General features: G+C 70.0%; 24 protein-coding genes, 1 tRNA gene, 1 pseudogene and 1 riboswitch. Of the genes and pseudogenes, 9 read left to right on the top strand and 17 right to left on the bottom strand.

The annotated features are described in order from the left end of the window. Positions 1–34: 34 nt before the first annotated feature. The gene (locus tag QQM72_RS26210) at positions 35–1,645 is read left to right on the top strand and encodes an alginate lyase family protein (RefSeq protein WP_314223297.1); all 1,611 of its coding nucleotides are present in this window, start codon (positions 35–37) and stop codon (positions 1,643–1,645) included. A gap of 48 nt (positions 1,646–1,693) precedes the next feature. On the opposite strand, the gene QQM72_RS26205 is transcribed toward QQM72_RS26210, so the two are convergent. Both QQM72_RS26205 and QQM72_RS26200 read right to left on the bottom strand, forming a co-directional pair. Further along, a complete protein-coding gene (locus QQM72_RS26205; RefSeq protein WP_314223296.1) occupies positions 1,694–3,271 on the bottom strand; it encodes an MFS transporter in 1,578 nt (525 codons plus the stop codon). An 82-nt stretch (positions 3,272–3,353) separates the two neighbouring features. Then, entirely contained in the window at positions 3,354–4,676 is a 1,323-nt protein-coding gene (locus QQM72_RS26200) for a DUF445 domain-containing protein (protein ID WP_314223295.1), read from the bottom strand. Between the two features lie 221 nt (positions 4,677–4,897). Between QQM72_RS26200 and QQM72_RS26195 the strand changes: the two genes are divergently transcribed. Further along, on the top strand, positions 4,898–6,259 hold the full coding sequence (locus QQM72_RS26195) for an SGNH/GDSL hydrolase family protein (protein ID WP_314223294.1): 1,362 nt from the start codon (positions 4,898–4,900) through the stop codon (positions 6,257–6,259). Positions 6,260–6,310: 51 nt separating this feature from the next. Here QQM72_RS26195 and QQM72_RS26190 read toward each other — a convergent pair whose 3' ends face one another. From QQM72_RS26190 to QQM72_RS26175, 4 genes are read right to left on the bottom strand one after another with little or no spacing between them, the layout of a single operon-like run. Further along, a complete protein-coding gene (locus QQM72_RS26190; protein ID WP_314223293.1) occupies positions 6,311–7,144 on the bottom strand; it encodes a DUF1707 SHOCT-like domain-containing protein in 834 nt (277 codons plus the stop codon). A 9-nt stretch (positions 7,145–7,153) separates the two neighbouring features. Then, positions 7,154–8,158, bottom strand: coding sequence for an ABC transporter ATP-binding protein (locus tag QQM72_RS26185; RefSeq protein WP_314223292.1), 1,005 nt, complete (start codon positions 8,156–8,158; stop codon positions 7,154–7,156). A 26-nt stretch (positions 8,159–8,184) separates the two neighbouring features. Then, complete coding sequence (locus QQM72_RS26180) at positions 8,185–8,949, bottom strand: ABC transporter permease (RefSeq protein ID WP_314223351.1); 765 nt, start codon at positions 8,947–8,949, stop codon at positions 8,185–8,187. Between the two features lie 49 nt (positions 8,950–8,998). After that, positions 8,999–9,799, bottom strand: coding sequence for an ABC transporter permease (locus QQM72_RS26175; protein WP_314223291.1), 801 nt, complete (start codon positions 9,797–9,799; stop codon positions 8,999–9,001). 243 nt (positions 9,800–10,042) lie between these two features. On the opposite strand from QQM72_RS26175, the gene QQM72_RS26170 reads away from it, so the two are divergent. Beyond that, positions 10,043–12,466: a transglycosylase domain-containing protein gene (locus tag QQM72_RS26170; protein ID WP_314223290.1), complete on the top strand. Its 2,424-nt coding sequence runs from the start codon at positions 10,043–10,045 to the stop codon at positions 12,464–12,466. 64 nt (positions 12,467–12,530) lie between these two features. On the opposite strand, the gene sugE is transcribed toward QQM72_RS26170, so the two are convergent. The 3 genes from sugE to QQM72_RS26155 all read right to left on the bottom strand — a co-directional run bounded on the left by sugE (position 12,531) and on the right by QQM72_RS26155 (position 13,789). Further along, a complete protein-coding gene (gene sugE, locus QQM72_RS26165) occupies positions 12,531–12,851 on the bottom strand; it encodes a quaternary ammonium compound efflux SMR transporter SugE (RefSeq protein WP_314223289.1) in 321 nt (106 codons plus the stop codon). Positions 12,852–12,901: 50 nt separating this feature from the next. Further along, a riboswitch (guanidine-III (ykkC-III) riboswitch) is annotated at positions 12,902–12,972 on the bottom strand. An 86-nt stretch (positions 12,973–13,058) separates the two neighbouring features. Then, on the bottom strand, positions 13,059–13,361 hold the full coding sequence (locus QQM72_RS26160; RefSeq protein ID WP_372481747.1) for a GroES family chaperonin: 303 nt from the start codon (positions 13,359–13,361) through the stop codon (positions 13,059–13,061). A 98-nt stretch (positions 13,362–13,459) separates the two neighbouring features. Continuing rightward, entirely contained in the window at positions 13,460–13,789 is a 330-nt protein-coding gene (locus tag QQM72_RS26155) for a DUF3618 domain-containing protein (RefSeq protein WP_314223288.1), read from the bottom strand. A 94-nt stretch (positions 13,790–13,883) separates the two neighbouring features. Here QQM72_RS26155 and bcp point away from each other — a divergent pair, with 94 nt between their 5' ends. From bcp to QQM72_RS26140, 3 genes and pseudogenes are all read left to right on the top strand, one after another. Next, on the top strand, positions 13,884–14,351 hold the full coding sequence (gene bcp, locus QQM72_RS26150) for a thioredoxin-dependent thiol peroxidase (protein WP_314223287.1): 468 nt from the start codon (positions 13,884–13,886) through the stop codon (positions 14,349–14,351). Positions 14,352–14,528: 177 nt separating this feature from the next. Further along, positions 14,529–14,939: pseudogene (locus QQM72_RS26145) on the top strand (HNH endonuclease); the annotation flags it as partial. Between the two features lie 25 nt (positions 14,940–14,964). Continuing rightward, a tRNA-Leu gene (locus QQM72_RS26140) sits at positions 14,965–15,037 on the top strand. Between the two features lie 56 nt (positions 15,038–15,093). Here QQM72_RS26140 and rdgB read toward each other — a convergent pair. From rdgB to QQM72_RS26120, 4 genes are all read right to left on the bottom strand, one after another. Continuing rightward, entirely contained in the window at positions 15,094–15,696 is a 603-nt protein-coding gene (gene rdgB, locus QQM72_RS26135) for an RdgB/HAM1 family non-canonical purine NTP pyrophosphatase (protein ID WP_314223286.1), read from the bottom strand. Positions 15,697–15,748: 52 nt separating this feature from the next. Next, positions 15,749–16,165, bottom strand: coding sequence for a hypothetical protein (locus QQM72_RS26130; protein WP_314223285.1), 417 nt, complete (start codon positions 16,163–16,165; stop codon positions 15,749–15,751). A 111-nt stretch (positions 16,166–16,276) separates the two neighbouring features. Beyond that, positions 16,277–17,014, bottom strand: a complete 738-nt coding sequence (rph, locus tag QQM72_RS26125) for a ribonuclease PH (RefSeq protein WP_142264541.1) — start codon at positions 17,012–17,014, stop codon at positions 16,277–16,279. A 91-nt stretch (positions 17,015–17,105) separates the two neighbouring features. Next, positions 17,106–17,339: a glucose PTS transporter subunit EIIB gene (locus tag QQM72_RS26120; protein WP_020132213.1), complete on the bottom strand. Its 234-nt coding sequence runs from the start codon at positions 17,337–17,339 to the stop codon at positions 17,106–17,108. A 184-nt stretch (positions 17,340–17,523) separates the two neighbouring features. On the opposite strand from QQM72_RS26120, the gene QQM72_RS26115 reads away from it, so the two are divergent. Both QQM72_RS26115 and QQM72_RS26110 read left to right on the top strand, forming a co-directional pair. Further along, the gene (locus tag QQM72_RS26115; RefSeq protein WP_314223284.1) at positions 17,524–18,822 is read left to right on the top strand and encodes a PTS transporter subunit EIIC; all 1,299 of its coding nucleotides are present in this window, start codon (positions 17,524–17,526) and stop codon (positions 18,820–18,822) included. Positions 18,823–18,981: 159 nt separating this feature from the next. After that, positions 18,982–20,232: a PTS transporter subunit EIIC gene (locus tag QQM72_RS26110; RefSeq protein WP_314223283.1), complete on the top strand. Its 1,251-nt coding sequence runs from the start codon at positions 18,982–18,984 to the stop codon at positions 20,230–20,232. A gap of 78 nt (positions 20,233–20,310) precedes the next feature. Here the strand turns inward: QQM72_RS26110 and QQM72_RS26105 are convergent, their stop codons facing one another. Then, on the bottom strand, positions 20,311–21,063 hold the full coding sequence (locus QQM72_RS26105) for an MBL fold metallo-hydrolase (protein WP_314223282.1): 753 nt from the start codon (positions 21,061–21,063) through the stop codon (positions 20,311–20,313). A 261-nt stretch (positions 21,064–21,324) separates the two neighbouring features. On the opposite strand from QQM72_RS26105, the gene QQM72_RS26100 reads away from it, so the two are divergent. Then, complete coding sequence (locus QQM72_RS26100) at positions 21,325–21,807, top strand: type II toxin-antitoxin system PemK/MazF family toxin (RefSeq protein ID WP_314223281.1); 483 nt, start codon at positions 21,325–21,327, stop codon at positions 21,805–21,807. Between the two features lie 4 nt (positions 21,808–21,811). Here the strand turns inward: QQM72_RS26100 and QQM72_RS26095 are convergent, their stop codons facing one another. The 3 genes from QQM72_RS26095 to QQM72_RS26085 form a co-directional block, all read right to left on the bottom strand. Continuing rightward, entirely contained in the window at positions 21,812–22,762 is a 951-nt protein-coding gene (locus tag QQM72_RS26095; protein ID WP_314223280.1) for a PLP-dependent cysteine synthase family protein, read from the bottom strand. 15 nt (positions 22,763–22,777) lie between these two features. Continuing rightward, the gene (locus QQM72_RS26090; RefSeq protein ID WP_057600398.1) at positions 22,778–23,056 is read right to left on the bottom strand and encodes a MoaD/ThiS family protein; all 279 of its coding nucleotides are present in this window, start codon (positions 23,054–23,056) and stop codon (positions 22,778–22,780) included. 126 nt (positions 23,057–23,182) lie between these two features. Next, a complete protein-coding gene (locus tag QQM72_RS26085; RefSeq protein WP_314223279.1) occupies positions 23,183–23,278 on the bottom strand; it encodes a putative leader peptide in 96 nt (31 codons plus the stop codon). Between the last annotated feature and the right edge of the window lie 78 nt (positions 23,279–23,356).

Here is a 23,356-nt window from a genome sequence, read left to right as displayed (position 1 = left end):
GTTATCGGCCCGGCCCCTCGTCCGTCTCCCCGGCATGCATCTCCAACCGCACCCGACCCGACCCGGACCGACCGGCCGCGGCGCGCTCAGCCGCCACGAGACCGGCGGCCACCAGATCAGCCGCCGCGGCCTGCTGAAGGCGGCGGGCGCGGCGGCCGGAGCCGCCGGTGTGGCCGCGGCCCTCCCCGCGGCCCCCGCCGCCGCCGTCGGATACGCGCACCCGGGCCTGCTGCACACCGGCGCCGACCTGGCCCGCATGGCCGCCAAGGTGAAGGCGGGCGCCGCGCCCTACACCGCCGGATACGCCCGGCTCACCGCCAACAGGCATGCGCAGAGCGGCTGGACGGCCAACCCGCAGGCGACCGTGTACCGGGGTTCGGGCTCGCCGCAGAACTACACGATCCTCTACAACGACCTCCACGCCGCCTACCAGAACGGCCTGCGGTTCCACGTCAGCGGTGAGAGCGCGTACGCCGACACCGCCGTCGCGATCCTCAACGCCTGGTCGGCGAAGCTCACTTCGCTCGCGGGCTCGGCCGACCGGTTCCTCGCGGCCGGGTTGTACGGCTACCAGGCCGCCAACGCCGCCGAGCTCGTCCGCGAACACGCCGGCTTCGAGCTCGAACGCTTCCGGAAGATGCTGACCACCGTCTTCTCGCCGCTCAGCGAGAGCTTCCTCGTCGGTCACAACGGCGCCGTGATCACCAACTACTGGCCCAACTGGGACCTCACCGCCATGGCCTGCGTCCTCGCCACCGGCATCTTCTGCGACGACGGCGCCAGGGTGGAACAGGCCGTCGAGTACTTCAAGAACGGCTCCGGGCTCGGTGCCGTCCGGAAGGCCATTCCCGTGGTGCACGACGACGGTCTCGCCGAGTGGCTGGAGGCGGGCCGGGACCAGGGGCACGCGCTGCTCGGCGTCGGCCTCATGGGCACCTTCTGCGAGATGGCCTGGAACCAGGGCATCGACCTCTACGGCTACGACGACAGCCGTTTCCTCAAGGGCGCCCAGTACGTGGCCAAGTGGAGCCTGGGCGGCGATGTCGCCTATACGGCCAACACCCGGGCGAAGGGCGCCGTGGGCGGCTGGTCGGGCAGCGAGACCGCCGCCGACGCGGCCGGCGTCGACCCGGCGATGACCCGGCCGATCTGGGCGATGATCGCCAACCACTACACCAAGCGCCGGGGGCTGTCCGCGCCCTACCTCACCCGCATCGCCGCCAAGGCGGGACCCGAGGGCGGCGGCGGGGACTACGGGCCCAACAGCGGCGGCTACGACCAGCTCGGCTTCGGGACACTGGCGTTCACCCGGGACAGGTCGACGACGGGTGCGGGCGGCTCCTCGACCGGCCCGACCCCGTCGGTGTCCTCCTCCCCGTCCGCGTCCGGCGCCGCCGCATCGGGCGCCGCCGCATCGGGCGGATCGGCCGCGCCCTCCCTCTCGGCGGCGCGGGCCGGGACGGAGGCGGCCGCCGCGAAGAGCGGCGGCCTCGCCTCCACCGGCTCCACCGACCTCGTCGCGTGGACCGCGGCCACCGGCCTCACCGCCCTGGCCGGCGGCCTGCTGTTGCTGCGCCGACGGGGCCGGACCACGGACGGCGCCGAGGGCAGGGCCGCGGGCGGGGCCCCGGGCGGGACCGAGTAGGAGGCGCCGAGGCGCCCGGGGGCACCCGCGCAGGGCACCCGCGCGCCCTCAGGCGGTGGCCTTCCGCGGCCCGCCCGGCGTCGGCCCGCCCGGCGTCGACGCGTCCGGCGTCGACGCGTCCGGCGTCGACGCGTCCGGTGTCGTCGTCTCGCGTGCCTTCGTCGACGCCGCCGTCAGCGGCCGGGCGATGTCCTCCAGGGAGCGTCGCTCGGCGTTGACCGCCAGGAACACCGCCACCAGACCCGCCGCGCACATCAGCGCCGCGCCGATGCAGAAGGCGAGGACCGTGTCGCCGACCTTGCCCGTGTCGGTGAGCTCGGCGAACAGCAGGGGGCCGCTGATGCCGCCCGCCGCGGTGCCGAGGGCGTAGAAGAAGGCGATGGACATCGCGCGGGTCTCCATCGGGAAGACCTCGGACACCGTCAGATAGGCGCTCGACGCGCCCGCCGACGCGAAGAACAGCACCGCGCACCAGCAGGCCGTCATCGTCGTCGCGGTCAGCGAGCCCTGGTCGAACAGCCAGGCCGTGCCGAACAGCAGCACACCGGAGAGCAGATACGTCGAGGAGATCATCACCCGCCGGCCCACGGTGTCGAACAGCTTGCCCAGCAGCAGCGGACCGCAGAAGTTGCCGATGGCGATGACGGCGAAGTAGTAGCCGGTGTTGCCGCTCGGCACGTCGAAGAACTTGGTCAGGATGGCGCCGAAGCCGAAGGTGATCGCGTTGTAGAGGAAGGCCTGCCCGATGAAGAGGGAGAAGCCGAGGACCGCGCGGCGCCGGTAGGAGGAGAACACCGTGCGGGCGATCTCGACGAAGGAGACGCCGCGGCGCTGGTGGATGGTGAGCTCGCCCTCGGCCCGGGGCAGCCGCTCCCCGTTCTCCTCCTCGATCTGCCGTTCGATCGAGGTGACGATCTCCTCGGCCTCCCGGTCCCGGCCGTGGATCAGCAGCCAGCGCGGGCTCTCCGGGACGTGCCGTCGTACGAGCAGGATCACCAGGGCGAGGACGGCGCCCAGCGCGAACGTCAGCCGCCAGCCCACGTCCGCCGCGAAGATGTCCGTGTTCAGCGCGACGATCGACAGCAGCGAACCGGCGACCGCGCCCAGCCAGAAGCTGCCGTTGATGATCAGGTCGACGCGGCCCCGGTACTGCGCGGGGATCAGCTCGTCGATCGCGGAGTTGATGGCCGCGTACTCGCCGCCGATGCCGAAACCGGTGAGGAACCGGAAGAGCAGGAACCACCAGGTGTCGAAGGAGATCGCGGTCAGGGCGGTGGCCGCCAGATACACCGCGAGGGTGATCATGAACAGCTTCTTGCGGCCCCACTTGTCGGTCAGCCGGCCCCAGAACAGGGCGCCGACACAGGCGCCCGCCACATACAGCGCGGCCGCGATACCGGTGACCTGCCCGGAGGTGATCGGCAGGCCGCTTCCCGGCTCCGACAGCCGGCTCGCGATGTTCCCGACGACCGTGACCTCCAGGCCGTCCAGGATCCACACGGTGCCGAGTCCGAAGACGATGGTCCAGTGCCAGCGCGACCAGGGCAGCCGGTCGAGGCGGGCGGGGATGTCGGTGGTGATCGTACGGTCTCTCTCGGCCGGCACGGCGGCGTCTGCGCTGGTCATGGGCTCCCTCCTCGGCACGCTCCCCATCGGGCGGCACGCGGATCGTGTTCCCGCGACCGGCTGATTCAAGCGACCGGCCGGTTCACGCCCCGAGCGCGCGCGCCACCGTGTAGATGAGCAACCCGGCCAGCGAGCCCACCACCGTGCCGTTGATCCGGATGAACTGGAGGTCACGGCCGATGTTGGCCTCGATCTTGCGGGTCGTGTGCTCCGCGTCCCAGCCCGCGACCGTGTCGGTGATCAGGGAGGTGATCTCCTTGCGGTACGTCGTCACCACGTGCACCGCCGCGCCCTCCACCCAGCTGTCCACCTTCTCCTGGACCTTGCGCTCGGTGGCCATCCGGGCCCCCAGGGACAGCAGCGAGGCCCGCACCCGCAGCCGCAGCTCACTGCGCTCGTCCTCCGCCGCCGCGACGATCATGGAGCGCACGGCGGTCCAGGCGGACGCGATCAGGTCCTGCACCTCGCCCCGGCCCAGCACCTCGCCCTTGAGCCGCTCCACCCGCGCCCGCGTGTCCGTGTCGGACTGCAGGTCGGAGGCGAAGTCGGTGAGGAACCGGTCGAGGGCGCCCCGGGCCGGATGGGACGGCATGTCCCGCATCTCCCCGCAGAACCGCAGCAGTTCCTTGTAGACGCGCTCGCCGATCCGCTTGTCGACGAAACGGGGGGTCCAGCCGGGCGCACCGCCCTCCACCGCGCCCATCACCGAGTCGCCGTGCAGCACCAGCCAGTCGTACGCCCGGGTCACCACCAGGTCCACGGCCCGCCGGTGACCGCCGTCCACGACGACCTTCTCCAGCATCTTCCCGATGCCCGGCGCGATCTCCTGCGCGTCCGCACGACGCGTGATCGCCTCCCCCACCACCGCCTGCACGTCCGAGTCGCGCAGCACCGTGAGCGCGCCCCGCAGCGCCGTCGCCAGTTCGGCCGTCACCCGGTCGGCGTGCTCCGGATCGGCCAGCCAGGCGCCCAGCCGGGTGCCGATGCCGACCGCGCGCAGCCGCTGCCGTACGACGTCCTCGGAGAGGAAGTTCTCCCCGACGAACTCACCGAGCGAGACACCCAGTTGGTCCTTCTTGTTCGGGATGATCGCGGTGTGCGGGATGGGCAGGCCGAGCGGGTGGCGAAAGAGCGCCGTGACCGCGAACCAGTCGGCGAGCGCACCGACCATGCCCGCCTCCGCGGCCGCCGCCACATAGCCCGCCCAGGGGCCCGCGCCCCGATGGGAGGCCCACTCGGCGAGCACGTACACCACGGCCACGAACAGCAGCAGACCTGCCGCGGTCAGCTTCATCCGGCGCACCCCGCGCCGCTTCTCCTCGTCGGCGGCGCTGAAGACGGTCATCGTGCGCGCCGCCCTGGTGCCGGCCGGCCGCTCCGCTTCCGTACGATCCATCCGTTCCATCCGTTCCGGTCGACGCCCGTGCCACCCGTGTCCCGCACGCAGATATTGTCCCTGCTTGACCGACTCCTGGAACGGAACAAGAGTTCCCGGCGTCTCTCAGGCGGGGAGCTCAACGGCGAACTCCTGCGTGAACGCATCACCGCGCGACCGCATGAACGCATCCACGCACGACCGCATGACCCGGAGCCGCGCCGCTCCCTTCACCGAGGAGAACCCCCAGCATGACCAGGCCACACGTCGGGGGTGTGGGGGTGTCCCCCACAAGACACGGCGCCCTCCTGTCGGCGATCATCGCCCTGGTCGTGGGCCTGTCCGCCGCCATATACGTCTCCGCCGCCTCCGACCACGGTCCCGGACCAGACCCCCGGGCCGTCACCCGCGCCGCGGCACCCGGCCCCGGCGACGCCGCCCCCATCTCGACCGGCGTCTGGGTCGGCACCTGGGCGGCCTCCCCGGTCAGCGGCGAACCCGGCACCGCGACCGACGGCATGGCGGGCCGCACGGTCCGCAACGTCGTACACACCAGCGTCGGCGGGACGAGTGCCCGCGTCACGCTGTCCAACCTCTACGGCACCGGCCCGCTCACCGTGACGCACGCCACCCTCGCCGTCGCGGCCGACGGCGGGAGCGCGGCAGCGGTCCCCGGCACGCTGCGCCGGCTCACCTTCGGCGGCGCCACCACCGTCGTCGTCCCGGCCGGCGGGCAGACGGTCAGCGACGCCGTCACCGTCGTCGTCCCGCACGACTGCGACGTCCTGGTCAGCACCTACTCCCCCACCTCCGCCGGGCCGGTCACCTACCACCCGCACGCCCGGCAGACCAACTACGTGGCCGAGGGCGAGTCCACCGAGGACGTCAGCGGCGCCGCGTTCACCGGGGCCGGCGACCAGTGGCGCTACCTGACCGCCCTCGACGTGCTCAGCAACGAGGCCGACGGCACCCTCGTCGCCCTCGGCGACTCCATCACCGACGGCGTCACCTCCACCGCGGGCGCGAACCGCCGCTGGCCCGACGTCCTCGCCGACCGGCTGCGGGCGAGCGTCGCCGCCGACGGGGACGCACCCCGCTACGGCGTCGTCAACGAGGGCATCAGCGGCAACCGGGTCCTCACGGACGACTCCCGCCGCGGCGCCGCCGCCGTCAACCGCTTCGAACGGGACGTCCTCGGCCGCACCGCCGTCAAGGCCGTCGTCATCGACCTCGGCATCAACGACATCCTGCGCGACCCGGGGCTCGCCGACCCGCAGACGGTCGTGGACGGCCTGCGGACCCTCGTCGACCGCGCCCACGCCCGCGGCATCAGGGTCGTCGGCACCACCCTCATGCCGTTCCGCGGCCACCGCGGCTACAACGACGGCCGCGAGGGCGTACGGCAACGGATCAACGAGGCGATCCGGGCGGACGGGGTGTTCGACACGGTCGTCGACCTCGACCGGGCACTGCGCGACCCGTACGACCCGCGCGGCCTGCGCCCGGAGTACGACTCGGGCGACCATCTGCACCCCAGCGACCGGGGCTACCGCAAGATGGCGGAGACCATCGACCTGGCGAAGCTGGCGGGAGCGGCACCCGCCCGGCTGTGACACCCGCCGGGCCGCGCGCCGGGCTCGGCCCGAGCGGATCTCGGGGCCGGTTCAGTCCTCGTAGCGGCGCTCCCGCTGTTCCTCCCGGGGCCCGGACCCCGCTCCGTGGCCCCCGCCGTGGCCGAGGCCGTGCCCGTGCAGCAGGTCCTTGTGGCCCTCCAGTATCCGGCGGTGGGTCTCCCACTCGTCGTCCCGGGACGACGACCGCAGCTCGCGCTTCGCCGCCTTGCGGTCCAGCTTCTCCTGCCGCCGGGCGGCCCGTGTCTTCTTGCGCTCGATGCCGACCCCACCCCAGAAGGCGAACCCGCCGACGACCACCCGCGGCGCGCCCGGCTCGCCGGGCACACCGGTCTCCCGCTGGTCGAACCCGCCCATCACGCCGATCCCGCGGACCACGACCTCGACCCCCGGCGGCACCGTGATCTGCACCCCGCCCATGATCGCGACACAGTTGATCTCGATCTCACCGGCGGCGAAGTTCGCCTCGCGCAGGTCGATCTCCCCGCCGCCCCAGAAGGCGAAGCAGTTGAACCGCCGGGGGGCCGTCCAGCGGCCCCTGCGCTGGAAGCCGGACAGCACGGCCACCGCCCAGGTCGACGAACCCTCGCCGCCCACGATCCGCCCGGCCCAACTCCCCTCCTCGATGGGCTCCTTGTGCAGCGACACGACGGGCGGCGGCGTGACCCCGGCGACCGGCAGATCCCGGGTGATCGGCGCCAACTCCCCGTACGTGCGCGCCTTGTACGTCTCCTCCAGCCGTTCCTCGAACTCCGACATGTCGAGCCGGCCCTCCGCGAGGGCGTCCCGCAGGACCTCGGCGACCCGCTCACGATCGGCGTCGGAGGCACGGAGTTCCGGCAGGCCCGGGGCTGCGTCGTCGGTCATATCAGCAGCCTACGAGTTCCCGGGCGCCGGCACTACGGTCTCCCTCGCGGTCTCCCGGTCCTGGTACATCCTGGCGATCACGGCCTCGATGTCCGGCTCCCGCACCGACAGGTCGACCAGCGGATACTCCGCCGCGATCCGGGCGACGAGCGGAGCCGCCGACTCCGATGCCGGGAACGCCAGCCACTGCCTCGGCCCGTCCACCCTCACCACCCGCGCCGCCTCCCCCACCTCGACCGGCGGCAGCTCCCGCTCCAGGTCCACCACCAGCGTCCGCTCGCTCTCCCCCGCCTCGTGCAGCCCGGCCAGCGCACCGTCGTAGACCAGACGGCCGTGGTCGATGACCATCACCCGCGAGCAGAGCTGCTCGATGTCCTGGAGGTCGTGCGTGGTGAGCAGGACCGTCGTGCCGCGCTCGGTGTTCAGCTCGCGCAGGAACTCCCGCACCCGCGCCTTGGAGACCACGTCCAGACCGATCGTCGGCTCGTCCAGATAGAGCACCTCGGGATCGTGCAGCAGCGCCGCCGCGATGTCCCCGCGCATCCGCTGGCCGAGCGACAGCTGACGCACCGGCACCTCCAACAGCGCCGACAGATCGAGGAGTTCGACCAGCCGGTCGAGGTTCTCCCGGTAACGGCCGTCCGGGATCCGGTACATGCGGTGCATCAGCCGGTAGGAGTCGATCAGCGGAAGGTCCCACCACAGAGTCGTACGCTGCCCGAACACCACCCCTATGCGATGCGCCAGCCGCGTCCGCTCCCGGGACGGATCGATCCCGGCGACCCGCAGCCGGCCCCCGCTCGGCGTCAGGATCCCCGTCAGCATCTTGATCGTCGTCGACTTCCCCGCACCGTTCGGCCCGATGTAACCGACCATCTCACCGCGCGCCACGGTGAACGAGATCGCGTCCACCGCCCGCACCCGCCGCAGCTCCCGCTTCAGAAACCCGGTCCTCCTGCGCACGTCGAAGACCTTCTCGACCCGGTCCACCTCGATGAACGCGCTCTGTGACACCCTCACACCCTCCGACACGGCACTCCTCAACTCCCCGTACTCCGATACGTCCGCAGCCCCGCCCGCCACGCCAGCCCCGCCACCGCACAGCACGCCACCGCCACCAGCGGCGGAGCGAACGCCGCCCACTCCGGCAGCCCCAACGGATACGGCCGCCCCAGCACATGGGCCGCCGGAACCCAGTTGACGAACGCCAACGGCAGCACGAACGTCACCCCGCGCACCAGCTCCGTACCGAACACGGTCGGCGGATACTGCAACAGCGTCTGACCGCCGTACGTGAACGCGGCCTGCACCTCGGACGCGTCCTGCGCCACGAACTGGAACGCCGCGCCCGCCACGAACACCGCCGAGAAGATCAACCCGCCGCACACCAGCATCACCGGCACCAGCGCCACCTTCACCGGCGTCCAGGCCACGTCCAGCGCCACACACGCGTACCCCAGCACCAGCGTGCCCTGGATCAGCCGGGCCACCCTGCGCAGCGCGAACCGGTCCGCGGCGACCTGGGCCAGCACCGGCGCGGGCCGCACCAGCAACGTGTCGAGCGTGCCGTCCCGCACCCGCGAACCCAGCCGGCCCGCCGAACCGATCGACAGATCCGCGAGCCCGAACGACATCGCCGACAACCCGTACAGAAACGCGACCTCGGGCAGCGTGTACCCGCCGAGCACGTCCACCTGCGAGAACATCAGCAAGATCGCGACAAAGTCCAGCCCGGTCACCAGCAGACCACCGACCACGGTCAGCACGAACGACACCCGGTAGGCCAGCGTCGAACGGATCCACATCCCGGCGATCAGCCGATAGGCCCGCAACCCCTCCACCAGCCGGCCGCCCTCACCCACCCTGCACCACCACCCGCCGCGTCGCCGCCCCCTGCACCAGCCGGCCCACCGCCAGCAGCACCACCGCCCAACCCGCCTGGAACGCGAACGCGAACAGCGGATCCGTCCGCCCCATCAGCACGTCCGCGGGCATCTGCAACAACGCCGACCACGGCAGCAGCGTCACGATGTCCCCCAGCGGCTGGGGAAACGCGTTGAGCGGCAGCGCCATCCCCGAGAAGAACATCCCGGTGACCATCAGCACCTGCACCGCACCCGTGCCGTCCATCAACCAGAACCCGCTCAACGCCACCAGGAACCGGATCCCGTAACTGACCACCATCGCCAACGCGATCGTCACCGCGAAGGCCAGCCAGATCACCGGATCGTGGGGCAACGCCGTCGGGAAGAACAACGCCCCGAAGACGAACGGCAGCACACCGCGGCCCAGCAGCTGGAACAACGCCCGACCCAGGTCACCCGCCAGCCACCACGCCTGGAGATCGGCCGGCCGGTACAGGTCGACGGCGACCTCACCCGTACGGATCCGCTCCATCAACTCGGTCTCGAAACCGCCGCCCTGGATCGCGAGCGTCGCGAACAGCGCCTGCCCCAGCCACACATAGGTGACCGCCTGCGCCTGGTCATAGCCCCCCAGGTGCGGCCGCTCGTCCCACAACGCCAGATATGTGTAGACGAGGATCAGGCCGAAAACGGTGTTGGTGAACACTCCCGCGGCCGTCGCCACCCGATAGGTCGCGTACCTTCTGAAACCCCCCGCCGCGACGGCCGCGTACAACCGCGCCGATCCCAAGGCAACCGTCCTCCTCGCCCACCAGTCACCCCTCGTGCCCTCTTCGACACCGAAACGCAGGAGCCTAGTGCGCCGCTGCGGCCCCGTGCCACGCGTTTTCCGGGCACGACGTGTGACCGAACGCGCGCCGATTGTCGGGAACGGAACGCTTGGTGCGAGAGTCTTCAACAGGGGACGCAGAAGGCGTACGAGGCTTACGAGGCGTACGGGAACGTACGACGCGAAACAGGAGTCCAGCAACACATGAGTGACGAGCCACAGCCGCAGCAGCCCACCGAGGGCTCGGCACCCGGAGCCCCCGAGGCGGGTGACGGAGGAAGTGGCGAGGGAGGCAAGAAGATGAAGCGACCCAAGCGCACCGGACTGCGCCGGCTCCTGCCCACCTGGCGGATGGTGCTCGGTACGTTCGTCCTCGGCGTCCTGGTGCTCGCCGGACTCTTCTTCCTCGGCTACTCCATGGTCGAGATCCCGCCGGCCAACGCGCTCGCCACCAAGCAGTCCAACGTCTACCTCTACTCCGACGGCACCGAGATCGCCCGCGACGGCACCGTCAACCGCGAGAACGTCGACCTCTCCCAGATCTCCAAGGACGCCCAGCACGCCGTCCTCGCCGCCGAGGACCGCGACTTCTACACCGAGTCCGCCATCGACCCCAAGGCGATGCTCCGGGCCGGCTGGAACACCGCCACCGGCAAGGGCAAGCAGTCCGGCTCCACGATCACCCAGCAGTACGTGAAGAACTACTACCTCGCGCAGGAACAGACCGTCACCCGCAAGGTGAAGGAGTTCTTCATCTCCATCAAGCTGGACCGCGAGACCTCCAAGGACAACATCCTCGAGGGCTACCTCAACACCAGCTACTTCGGCCGCAACGCCTACGGCATGCAGGCCGCCGCCAAGGCCTACTTCGGCATCGAGGCCGCCAGGCTCACCCCGGCCCAGGGCGCCTACCTCGCCGCCCTGGTCAACGCGCCCAGCGAGTACGACATCATCGCCCACCCCGAGAACAAGGCCGCCGCCGAGGCCCGCTGGAACTACGTCCTCGACGGCATGGTCACCAAGGGCTGGCTCGACGAGTCCGCGCGCACCGGCATGAAGTTCCCCGCGGTCAAGGAGACCTCGGGCGCCGACACCGGAATGTCCGGACAGCGCGGCTACCTCGTCAACGCGATCAAGGACTACCTGCGCGAGAACAAGATCGTCACCCAGGACGAACTCGACGCCGGCGGCTACCGCATCACCACCACGATCGACAGGAAGAAGCAGGACGCCTTCGTCGACGCCGTCAACGACAAGCTGATGAAGAAGCTCGACAAGAAGAACCGCAAGGTCGACACCTACGTCCGCGCGGGCGGCGCCGCCGTCGAACCCAAGACCGGCAAGGTCCTCGCCCTGTACGGCGGCATCGACTACATCAAGCAGTACACCAACAACGCCACCCGCCAGGACTTCCAGGTCGGCTCCACCTTCAAGCCGTTCGTCTTCACCTCGGCCGTCGAGAACGGCTCCGAGACCCAGGACGGCCGCCAGATCACCCCCAACACGGTCTACGACGGCACCAACAAGCGCCCCATCCAGGGCTGGTCCGGCGGCACCTACGCCCCCGAGAACGAGGACTACGTCAACTACGGCAACATCGACGTGCGCACCGCCACCGACAAGTCGGTGAACTCGGTGTACGCGCAGATGGCCGTCGACGTCGGCCCCGCCAAGGTCAAGCAGACCGCGATCGAACTCGGCCTGCCCACCGACACCCCCGACCTCCAGCCCTACCCCTCCATCGCCCTCGGCACGGCCAACGCCAGCGTCCTGGACATGGCGGAGGCCTACGCCACCCTCGCCAACCACGGCAAGCACGGCACGTACACCCTGATCGAGAAGGTCACCAAGGACGGCTCCGACGTGGTCGACCTGCCCGAGCAGAAGTCCTCCCAGGTCGTCAGCCGCGAAGCCGCCGACACCACCACCTCGGTCCTGCGCAGCGTCGTCCAGAACGGCACCGCCACCGCGGCCCTCGCCGCCGACCGGCCCGCCGCGGGCAAGACCGGCACCGCCGAGGAGGACACCGCCGCCTGGTTCGCCGGCTACACCCCCGACCTCGCCACCGTGGTCGCCGTCATGGGCCAGGACCCGCAGACCGCCGCCCACAAGTCCCTCAAGGGCGCGATGGGGCTGCCCCGCATCAACGGCGGCGGGGCGCCCACCGAGATCTGGGCCCAGTTCACCAAGAACGCCCTGAAGGGCGAACCGGCCGCGGACTTCAACCTCCAGATCCAGGAGGGCGGCGAGCAGTCCGCCTACCCCTCGGCCCCGCCCTCCGAGGACGAGCCCACCGACGAAGCGTCCGACGGCAGCTCGCCGGACACCGACACCACCAAGGGCCAGACGCAGGGCCAGACCCAGGGACAGACGAACGGCGGCACGACCGGCGGCGGCACCACCGCGGGCACCACCTCCGGCACCACCGACGGCGGCACGACCACCGGCAACACGTCCACCGGCACCACCGACGGCGGCACGGCGTCCGGCGCAACGACCTCGGGCACCAACTCCGGCACCACCGACGGCAACACGTCCACCGGCACCTCCGACGGCGCGACCGGAGGCACCGGCAACACGGATGGCACGACGACCGGCCCCCAGCTGACAGCCACCGGCTGGGACTGACGTGGACTGCCGGGACCGGCGTGGACCGAAGCGGACCGAAGCCGGCTGACGCCGGCTGACGTCCTCAGTGACCGCTGGTCGCCTTCAGCCCCACCACGGCGACCAGCAGCAGACACACGAAGAAGATCCGGGCCGCGGTCGCCGGCTCCCCCAGCACCACCATGCCGGCCACCGCGGCCCCCGCCGCCCCGATCCCGACCCACACGCCGTAGGCGGTACCGATGGGGAGGGAACGGGCGGCGTACGACAGCAGCAGCATGCTGGCCACGATGCCGGCGCCGGTGAACAGACTCGGGACGAGCCGCGTGAACCCGTCCGTGTACTTCATCCCGATCGACCAGCCGACTTCCAGCAGACCGGCGACGACGAGCAGAACCCAGGCCATGGACAGACACCTCCGAGACGCGAACGCGAGAGCGAACGCACTGACACAGCGATGCGTCGTCTTTTCCTGCGGCATCCCGGTACGGCGCGTCTCGTCGGGCTCCTTCCAAACGTAGCAAGGAAACGACAAAAGGGCTGGTGACCATGGTCACCAGCCCTTCTTGCCGACTACATCAGAGGTACAGGCACAGACACAGCCACAGGCCGATCAGAGGTACAGGCCGGTCGAGTCCTCCGAGCCCTCGAACCGGTCGGCCGCCACCGCATGCAGATCGCGCTCCCGCATCAGCACATACGCGACGCCCCGCACCTCGACCTCCGCACGGTCCTCGGGGTCGTACAGCACCCGGTCCCCCGGCTCCACGGTCCGCACGTTCTGCCCCACGGCGACGACCTGGGCCCACGCCAGCCGACGACCGACGGCCGCGGTGGCGGGAATCAGAATGCCGCCACCCGAACGCCGCTCACCCTCACCGGTCTCCTGCTTCACGAGCACACGGTCGTGCAGCATCCGGATGGGCAGCTTGTCGTGCGTGGTACTCAGGTCGTCTCTCTTGGCGCTCACACCACTGAACCTACCCCGCGCAGACGCACGAGGAGCGCAGGGGATCAGCCCTTGCGGCGCCGCCCGCTGAACGCGAGCAGCCCCACCACGCCGACGACCACGAGCGCCACCGGCACGACCCGCTCCAGCCGGGGCGCGCCCTCCTCGTTCACGAACTGCGCACGCACCTCGCTCACGGCGCGGTTGACCTGGACGTAGGCCCTCCCGAGCGTGTGATCGACGTTGGCGACGACCTTGGCTCTGGCGTCCCCGACGATGGTCTTCGGATGCACCCGCACCCCGATCTCGTCCAGCGTCTCCGCCAGCACCTCGCGGCGGGCCCTGATGTCCGCCTCGATCTGCGCCGGGGTTCTGGTGTCCGACGTCTCCGCCACGGTAAGGCCTCCGAAGTCAGCTGTGTCTTGTTCTGGACAGTCTGTCAGCTCTGCCCGCCGCCGCACTGTCAGGACCCCCGGTTACGCTGGCCCGATGAGCGAGCGACTCCAGCCCGGGGACGTGGCCCCCGCCTTCACCCTCCCCGACGCCGACGGCAACCAGGTGTCCCTGTCGGACCACAAGGGCCGCAAGGTCATCGTCTACTTCTACCCGGCCGCGCTTACCCCCGGCTGCACGAAGCAGGCCTGCGACTTCACGGACAACCTGGAACTGCTGACCGGCGCCGGGTACGACGTCATCGGCATCTCCCCCGACAGCCCCGAGAAGCTGGGCAGGTTCCGCGACAAGGAGTCCCTGAAGGTAACCCTCCTGGCCGACCCCGAGAAGACCGTCACCGAGGCCTACGCGGCGTACGGCGAGAAGAAGAACTACGGCAAGACGTACATGGGCGTCATCCGCTCCACCATCGTGGTCGACGAGGAGGGCAAGGTCGAACGAGCCCTGTACAACGTCCGGGCCACCGGCCACGTCGCCAAGATCATCAAGGACCTGGGCATCTGAGCCCCCTCACCGCCGGCAAGCGGCCCGCGCCGGAACCCCCGACACGGGCCGCTTCACTTACCGGGCGTGACTGTCCGATAAACGGCTCGCTACTCCGTACGAGACCACGAACGGGTGGTCGGGGACGGAGGGGGTTTCGATGGGGGCGAGCGCATACACCAGGGAACGACCGGAGGGGCTCTACGCTGTCTGGAACGCCCGGACAACGGCGGGCAACGCGCGCTGTTGCGTCAGTGGATCGCCGAGGAAGGTCTCGAAACCGCGCACTTCTTGGGGCAAGCCCACCAGCGGGGCAAGACTCGGCCTGACATGTCGAGGCGGCCTGCAGAGATCCTCGTTCAGCACGACGGCAAGCGCCGGACCAGGACCCGCCTACTTCGCCGAGCGCTGCACGAGGTCGGCGTACCAGAGGCTTGCGCGAACTGCGGCACAGGCCCCGAGTGGCTCGGCAAGCCCATGACCCTGGAGGTCGATCACATCAACGGGGACTGGAGCGATGACCGCCGGGAGAACCTGAGGTTGTTGTGTCCTAACTGCCACGCCGTCACCGACACCTGGTGCAGAGGGGGCGGACGCAGAGCGACCTAGCCCAGTAAAGTAGGCCGCAGCACTGGCGCCCGTACGCCAAGGGCTGAGCGGCAACTTTTAGGTAGTTGTGTCTGTCGGTTCGAATCCGACCGGGCGTACAAAAGAAACAGGCCCTGCACCTTCGATTCGAAGGCGCAGGGCCTGGATCGTTGGTTCAGCCCAGCAACTCCCGCACCACCGGCACCAGCTCCCGGAACGCCTTGCCCCGGTGGCTGATCGCGTTCTTTTCCGCTGCCGTCAGTTCCGCGCAGGTGCGCGTCTCGCCGGCCGGCTGGAGGATCGGGTCGTAGCCGAAGCCGTTGGTGCCGGTCGGGGCATGGCGGAGGGTGCCGGTGAGACGGCCCTCGACGACGCGTTCCGTGCCGTCCGGGAGGGCCAGGGCCGCCGCGCAGGCGAAGTGGGCGCCCCGGTGCTCCTCGGCGATGTCCGAGAGCTGGGCCAGGAGCAGGTCCAGGTTGGCCCGGTCGTCGCCGTGCTTGCCGGCCCAGCGGGCGGAGAAGATGCCCGGCGCGCCGTTCAGCACGTCGACGCAGAGGCCCGAGTCGTCGGCGACGGCCGGGAGGCCCGTCGCCTGCGCGAGGGCGTGGGCCTTCAGGAGCGCGTTCTCGGCGAAGGTGACACCGGTTTCCCTGACGTCGGGGATGTCGGGGTAGGCGTCCGCGCCGACGAGGTCGTGGGGCAGGCCTGCGTCGGCGAGGATCGACCTCAGTTCGGTGATCTTTCCGGCGTTGCGGGTGGCGAGGATCAGGCGGGTCATGCGCCCAGTATCCCCAGTTCCTCCGCCCGGTTCTGCCGGGTTCTGCCGGGTACTACGGGGTGCAGACCTTCGTCAGTTCGCCCGCCGCGTCGGTGACGGGGCTGAGGTCGGGGGTGTTGTCGCCGTTCTCGACGGCGGTGCGGACGTTGGCGACGGCGGCCTGGAGGTCGTCGACCGCCTTGTTGACGTCGGCGTTGTCCGTCTTGTCGCCGATCTTGTCGAGGTTGTTCTCGATGGAGGTCAGCGACTCCTCCGTCTGTGTGGGGTCGTTCGCGGCGTTCTCCACGGCCTGCTGGAGGTCGGTGACGCTGTCGGCGATGGAGTCGGCGGTCTGGACGCAGTCCAGGGCCTTGTTGACTGCGTCGCAGCCGGTCGCCGTCAGTCCCACGGTGAGGGCGACGGCCGCCGTGGCGGCGGCTATGACGGTTCGGCGACGCCGGTTCGGGCGTCGGCTCGCGGCCGTGGACATCAGTGTGTTCCTCCCCTTGCCAGGCCCAGGAGGCCCCCGTTGGTGTACTGGCCAAGACGCGCCGGCGGGCGGGCCGGTTGCTCGCGCCCGCCGCCCTTCTTGGTGTTCCCTTTACTTTTCGAGGACCGTATCAAGTGCCGTGCGCTGCAGGACAGTCAGTTCCGTGCAGCCCAGAACGGCAAGGTCCAGAAGGGAGTTGAGTTCCTCGCGGGCGAACGGCTCGGCCTCGGCGGTGCCCTGGACCTCGACGAAGCGGCCGTCGCCGGTGCAGACGACGTTCATGTCGGTCTCGGCGCGGACGTCCTCCTCGTAGCGGAGGTCGAGGAGCGGGACTCCCGCGACGATGCCGACCGAGACCGCGCTCACCGTGCCGGTGAGGGGCTGGCGGCCGGCCTTGACGAGCTTCTTGCCCTGGGCCCACGTGATGGCGTCCGCCAGCGCGACGTACGCGCCGGTGATGGCCGCCGTGCGGGTGCCGCCGTCGGCCTGGAGGACGTCGCAGTCGAGGACGATGGTGTTCTCGCCCAGTGCCTTGTAGTCGATCACCGCACGCAGCGAGCGGCCGATGAGGCGGGAGATCTCGTGGGTGCGGCCGCCGATCTTGCCGCGGACGGACTCGCGGTCGCCGCGGGTGTTGGTGGCGCGGGGGAGCATGGAGTACTCCGCGGTGACCCAGCCCTCGCCGCTGCCCTTGCGCCAACGGGGGACGCCCTCGGTGACGGAGGCGGTGCAGAAGACCTTCGTGTCGCCGAAGGAGACGAGGACGGAGCCCTCGGCGTGCTTGCTCCAGCCACGTTCGATGGTGACGGGGCGGAGCTGTTCGGGGGTGCGGCCGTCGATTCGAGACATGGCGCTGATGCTAGCCGTACCTGTGGAAGGGGCTCCTCCCACGGTGGTGGGAGGAGCCCCTTCGGTGGTCCTCAGGTGTGAGCGCGAAGGCTCACATCATGTCTTCGATCTCCGCGGCGATGGGGTCGGCGTCGGTGCCGATGACGACCTGGATCGCGGTGCCCATCTTGACGACGCCGTGGGCGCCCGCGGCCTTCAGGGCGGCTTCGTCGACGAGTGAGGCGTCGTTGACCTCGGTGCGCAGCCGGGTGATGCAGCCTTCGATCTCTTCGATGTTGTCGAGGCCGCCGAGTCCGGCGACGATCTTCTCAGCCTTGGTGGCCATGTTCCGTCTCCCTGAATTCCCTGATGCGAACCGCGATGTGAACCGCTTTTCGCAGTAACCCACAGTTGGCCCAACTTCGCGAGCGATTGTGCCGGGTCTGCCGAAGGATGACGTCAGTGATGACGTCGCAGCAACCCAATCGTCCGTAGCTGGTCTACACCACCTGACAGGCGGTCGCCAAACGATGAGTGCCGAGAGCGCCGAGACCGAGATCAGCCCGGCCCGCCGGCGCTGGCACACCGCGTTCCAGGGTCTGCAGAAGATGGGACGCAGTCTTCAGCTGCCGATCGCGGTGCTGCCGGCCGCGGGCATCCTCAACAGGCTCGGTCAGCCTGATGTGTTCGGGGACGACGGGCTCGGCTGGACGGACGTGGCGAAGGTGATGGCGGGGGCGGGCGCGGCGCTGCTCGACGGTTCCCTGGGGCTGCCGCTGCTGTTCTGTGTGGGTGTGGCCATCGGCATGGCGAAGAAGTCGGACGGTTCGACGGCGCTGGCGGCGGTGGCGGGATTCCTCGTCTACTACAACGTGCTGCGGCAGTTCCCGGAGGACTGCGAGCCGGGTTCGAAGGTGATCCCGAACATCGGGTGCCAGGCGACCGACAACACGGTGGGGGCCTTCGCGTACCAGAATCCGGGGGTCTTCGGCGGGATCGTCATCGGGTTGCTGACGGCCTACTTCTGGCAGCGGTACCACCGCACGAAGCTGGTGGACTGGCTGGGCTTCTTCAACGGCCGCCGTCTGGTGCCGATCATCATGGCGTTCGTGGCGATCGCGTTCGCCGCGCTGTGCCTGTGGGTCTGGCCGCCGATCGGTGACGCCCTGGAGAGTTTCAGTGACTGGCTGGACGGGCTGGACGCGTGGGGTGCGGGCATCTTCGGTGTCGCGAACCGGGCGTTGCTGGTGATCGGTCTGCATCAGTTCCTGAACGTGCCCATCTGGTTCCAGTTCGGCAGTTTCACGAAGCCGGACGGCACGGTGGTGCACGGTGACATCAACATGTTCCTGGCGGGGGACCCGGACGCGGGTCAGTTCACCTCGGGTTTCTTCCCGATCATGATGTTCGCGCTGCCCGCGGCGGCGCTGGCGATCACGCACTGCGCCAGGCCGTCCCGCCGCAAGGAGGTCGGCGGTCTGATGCTGTCCGTGGCGCTGACGTCGTTCGTGACCGGCATCACCGAGCCGATCGAGTACTCGTTCCTGTTCGTCGCGCCGCTGCTGTACGCGGTGCACGCGGTGCTGACGGGGGCGTCGATGGCGGTGACGTGGGGGCTGGGTGTGCACGACGGTTTCAGTTTCTCCGCCGGGCTCATCGACTACGTCATCAACTGGAACCTGGCGACGCGGCCGTGGGCGATCGTCCCGATCGGGCTGGGCTTCGCCGCCGTCTACTACGCGATCTTCCGTTTCGCGATCACGAAGTTCGATCTGAAGACTCCCGGGCGGGAGCCGGAGGAGGAGCGGGAGGACGTCACGAAGGCGTAGTCGGGGGCGCGGCCCGGGGCTCGGCCGGGGGGTCGCCGGGCGTAGCCGAGCGTAATACCACGATTACGGTAATCGTGGGTTCCTTATGCCACCTTCATCGTGCTACAACATGGTCTACACCACTGAGTGGTGTAGACCACCACCCGATGGAGGAAGTCTATGAGCACCGCCACCGCGCCCACGGCGGCCCCACAGAAGAGATGGGGATCCGGCCTTCTGCAGGGGCTCCAGAAGGTCGGCCGCAGCCTTCAGCTCCCGATCGCCGTGCTGCCGGCGGCGGGCCTGCTGCTGCGGCTCGGACAGTCGGACGTCCAGGAGAAGCTGCATCTGCCCGACAAGGTCACGGCGGTCTTCGCGACGGCCGGCGGTGCCATCTTCGACAACCTCCCGATGCTCTTCTGTATCGGTGTCGCGATCGGCTTCGCCAAGAAGTCGGACGGCTCCACGGCGCTGGCCGCGCTGGTCGGCTTCCTGGTCTACGCCAACGTCCTGAAGGCGTTCCCGGTCGCCGAGGCCAAGGTCCAGGCGGGTGCGGACATAGCCGCGACCTACAACAACCCCGGTGTCCTCGGCGGCATCGTGATGGGTCTGCTCGGCGCGGTGGTCTGGCAGCGGTTCCACCGCACGAAGCTGGTGGACTGGCTCGGCTTCTTCAACGGCCGCCGTCTGGTGCCGATCATCATGGCGTTCGTCGGCACGCTCGTAGGTGTCTTCTTCGGCCTGGTCTGGGAGCCGATCGGTGAGGTCATCTCGGACTTCGGCGAGTGGATGACGGGTCTGGGCGCGTTCGGCGCGGGCCTGTTCGGTCTGATCAACCGCGCGCTGATCCCGGTCGGCATGCACCAGTTCGTGAACTCCGTCGCCTGGTTCCAGATCGGCGACTTCAAGGACGCCACCGGTGCCGTCGTGCACGGCGACCTCACCCGCTTCTTCGCCGGTGACCCGACGGCCGGCCAGTTCATGTCCGGCTTCTTCCCGATCATGATGTTCGGTCTGCCGGCCGCCGCCCTGGCCATCGCACACACCGCCCGCCCCGAGCGCCGCAAGGCCGTGCTGGGCATGATGATCTCGCTCGCGCTGACCTCCTTCGTGACCGGTGTCACCGAGCCCATCGAGTTCTCGTTCATGTTCATCGCGCCGCTGCTGTACGCGATCCACGCGGTGCTGACGGCCCTCTCCATGGCGATCACCTGGGCCTTGGGCGTCCACGCCGGCTTCACCTTCTCCGCGGGCTTCATCGACTACGCGCTGAACTGGAACCTGGCCACCAAGCCCTGGCTGATCATCCCGATCGGCCTGGTGTTCGGCGCGATCTACTACGTCGTCTTCCGCTTCGCCATCACCAAGTTCAACCTCCCCACCCCCGGCCGTGAGCCCGAGGAGGAGGTCGAGGACCTCACCAAGGCGTAGGCACTACCCCGCCCGCGCTGGACATGCGAAGGCCCCGGAGCCCTGAACCGCTCCGGGGCCTTCTGCGTGGCGTCGGCTCTAGATCTCGTACGTCAGCCGTGGCGCGGCCAGTTCCACCGGGCCGTCGAACACCGCGCGGGCGTCGGCCAGGTTGATCCGGGGGTCGGTCCACGGCGGGATGTGGGTCAGTACGAGCTTCCTCGCGCCCGCCCTGCTCGCCGTCTCGCCGGCTTCGCGGCCGTTGAGGTGCAGGTCGGGGATGTTCTCCTTGCCGTGCGTGAAGGCGGCCTCGCACAGGAAGAGGTCGGTGTCGCGGGCGAGGTCCTCCAGCGCGGGGCTGACGCCGGTGTCGCCGGAGTAGGTCAGCGACCTGCCGCCGTGTTCGACGCGGATGCCGTAGGCCTCCACCGGGTGCGCCACGCGTTCGGTGTGCACGGTGAACGGGCCGATGTCGAAGGTGGACGGCTTGACCGTGTGGAAGTCGAAGACCTCGCTCATCGAGGAGGCCGACGGGGTGTCGGCGTAGGCCGTGGTCAGGCGGTGCTCCGTGCCTTCCGGGCCGTAGACCGGGATGGGGTCGCAGCGGCCGCCGTCGTGCCGGTAGTAGCGCGCGACGAAGTAGGCGCACATGTCGATGCAGTGGTCGGCGTGCAGATGGCTCAGGAAGATCGCGTCGAGGTCGTAGAGACCGCAGTGGCGCTGCAACTCACCCAGGGCGCCGTTGCCCATGTCGAGAAGCAGCCGGAAGCCGTCGGCCTCGAGGAGGTAGCTCGAGCAGGCCGATTCCGCGGACGGGAACGACCCCGAGCAGCCGACGACGGTGAGCTTCATGAAGGCGAAACCTCCGCTGGCGGGAAACCGAGAAGTACCGGGTGAGGTCCGGGGGACGGATCGTGGAACGAATGATCGTTAAATGGGGCGACGGGGGTCGTGCGGTGCGTCGAGCGTAAGGCGCGAAACCCCGGGTCGCTCCTCCGCCAGGGGCCGTTGTGGGCGAACTCACCTGTGGTGTCACCGGTTCGGCTGGACCGGGGGCATGTGAAGGTGGCGATGGGGCGCGCGGCGGCGCCCGCACGCCGGTAACGTCGTCGTATGGACACGTCCTGGTGGCTCGCGCTCGCGGCGGTGATACTGCTCGCGCTGGTCGCGACACTCGTGGACGGCTGGGGGCGGGGCCGCCGGCCGAAGCGGCGCGGGACCCGGCCGCCGGGCCGGACGACGGGGCGGCCTTCGGGCCGGCCGACCCGGGGCCACGGCGTCGCCGGCCGCCCCCAGCCGGCGGAGATCTGGTGGGCGGACGTGCCGTTCGAGGACGGTCCGGGGGTGAAGGACCGGCCGTGTCTGGTGCTCATGGTGCGCGGTGACCGCGCCACCGTCGCGAAGATCACCAGCAAGTACCACGACGAGCGGGCCGGGGTGATCCCGCTGCCGCCGGGTGCCGTGGGGGACGCGCAGGGGCGGCCGAGTTTCCTGGAGACGGACGAGCTGCGCCAGGTCCGGGTGAGCGACTTCCGGCGCAGGGTGGGTGTGGTGGACCCGGTCCTGTGGGACCAGGTCCGTCACCTGGCTACCTGAAACCCTACGCCCAGAGCTGGCCCTGGAGGGTCTCGATCGCTTCCTCCGTGGTGGCCGCGGTGTAGACGCCCGTGGACAGGTACTTCCAGCCGCCGTCGGCGACGACGAACGCGATGTCGGCGCTCTCCCCCGCCTTCAGCGCCTTCCTTCCGACGCCGATCGCCGCGTGCAGGGCCGCGCCCGTGGAGACGCCGGCGAAGATGCCCTCCTGCTGGAGGAGTTCACGGGTGCGGGTCACGGCGTCCGCCGAGCCGACCGAGAAGCGGGTGGTGAGGACGGAGGCGTCGTACAGCTCGGGCACGAAGCCCTCGTCGAGGTTGCGCAGGCCGTAGACCAGGTCGTCGTAGCGCGGCTCGGCGGCGACGATCTTCACGTCCGGCTTGTGCTCGCGGAGGAACCGGCCGACGCCCATGAGCGTCCCCGTCGTGCCGAGGCCTGCGACGAAGTGGGTGATGGACGGGAGGTCGGCGAGGATCTCGGGGCCCGTGGTGGCGTAGTGCGCGCCCGCGTTGTCGGGGTTGCCGTACTGGTAGAGCATCACCCAGTCCGGGTGCTCGGCCGAGAGCTCCTTGGCGACGCGGACCGCGGTGTTGGAACCGCCGGCCGCCGGGGAGGGGATGATCTCGGCGCCCCACATGGCGAGCAGTTCCCGGCGCTCCTGAGAGGTGTTCTCGGGCATCACGCAGACCATGCGGTAGCCCTTGAGCCTGGCCGCCATGGCGAGGGAGATGCCGGTGTTGCCGCTCGTCGGTTCCAGGATGGTGCAGCCGGGGGTGAGGCGGCCGTCCTTCTCGGCCTGCTCGACCATGTGCAGGGCGGGGCGGTCCTTGACCGAGCCGGTGGGGTTGCGGTCCTCGAGCTTCGCCCAGATGCGGACGTCGGCGGACGGCGAGAGCCGCGGCAGGCGCACCAGAGGGGTGTTGCCCACCGCGGCCAGCGGGGAGTCGTAACGCATGGGGGTCGGGGCCGATCAGGCCATGCCGCCGGCCACGGCCGGCAGGATGGTCACGGTGTCGCCGTCGGTCAGCTTGGTGTCGATGCCGTCGACGAAGCGGACGTCCTCGTCGTTGAGGTACACGTTGACGAAGCGGCGCAGCTTTCCGTCGTCCACGATGCGGGCCCGGATGCCCGTGTGCCGGGTCTCGAGGTCGGTGAACAGGTCGGCGAGGGTGTCACCGTTGCCCTCCACCGCCTTCTGACCGTCGGTGTACTGGCGGAGGATGGTGGGGATGCGGACCTCGATGGCCATGGCTCAGGGCTCCTGTCGGAAGGTGTGGGCGGCGCGGGTTCGTGCGTGTGTGGCTCCCCCACGCTCGGCTGCGCTCGCGCGGGCGTACCCCCGTCGGCTCACGGCCGTACGGCGGCGGGTGGTGCGTCAACAGATGTCGCTGGCGAGCCTGCACAGGTCGACGTGCAGCCGCGCCACGAGCAGTGCGCCCGGCGTCTTCTCGCTCACGTCGTTCAGAACCATGGGCTCATCGTATCGATTCCCGGTCCGGCTCCTGGAATGTGATCCCACATCGCGGACGGTATGGGGCCGGGGAGTGAG

It is taken from the genome of Streptomyces zaehneri (assembly GCF_032248645.1).
In the GTDB taxonomy this organism is placed as follows: domain Bacteria; phylum Actinomycetota; class Actinomycetes; order Streptomycetales; family Streptomycetaceae; genus Streptomyces; species Streptomyces coriariae.
Note: the sequence above shows the minus strand (reverse complement) of the source record. Positions and strands in the feature narration are given on the sequence as shown.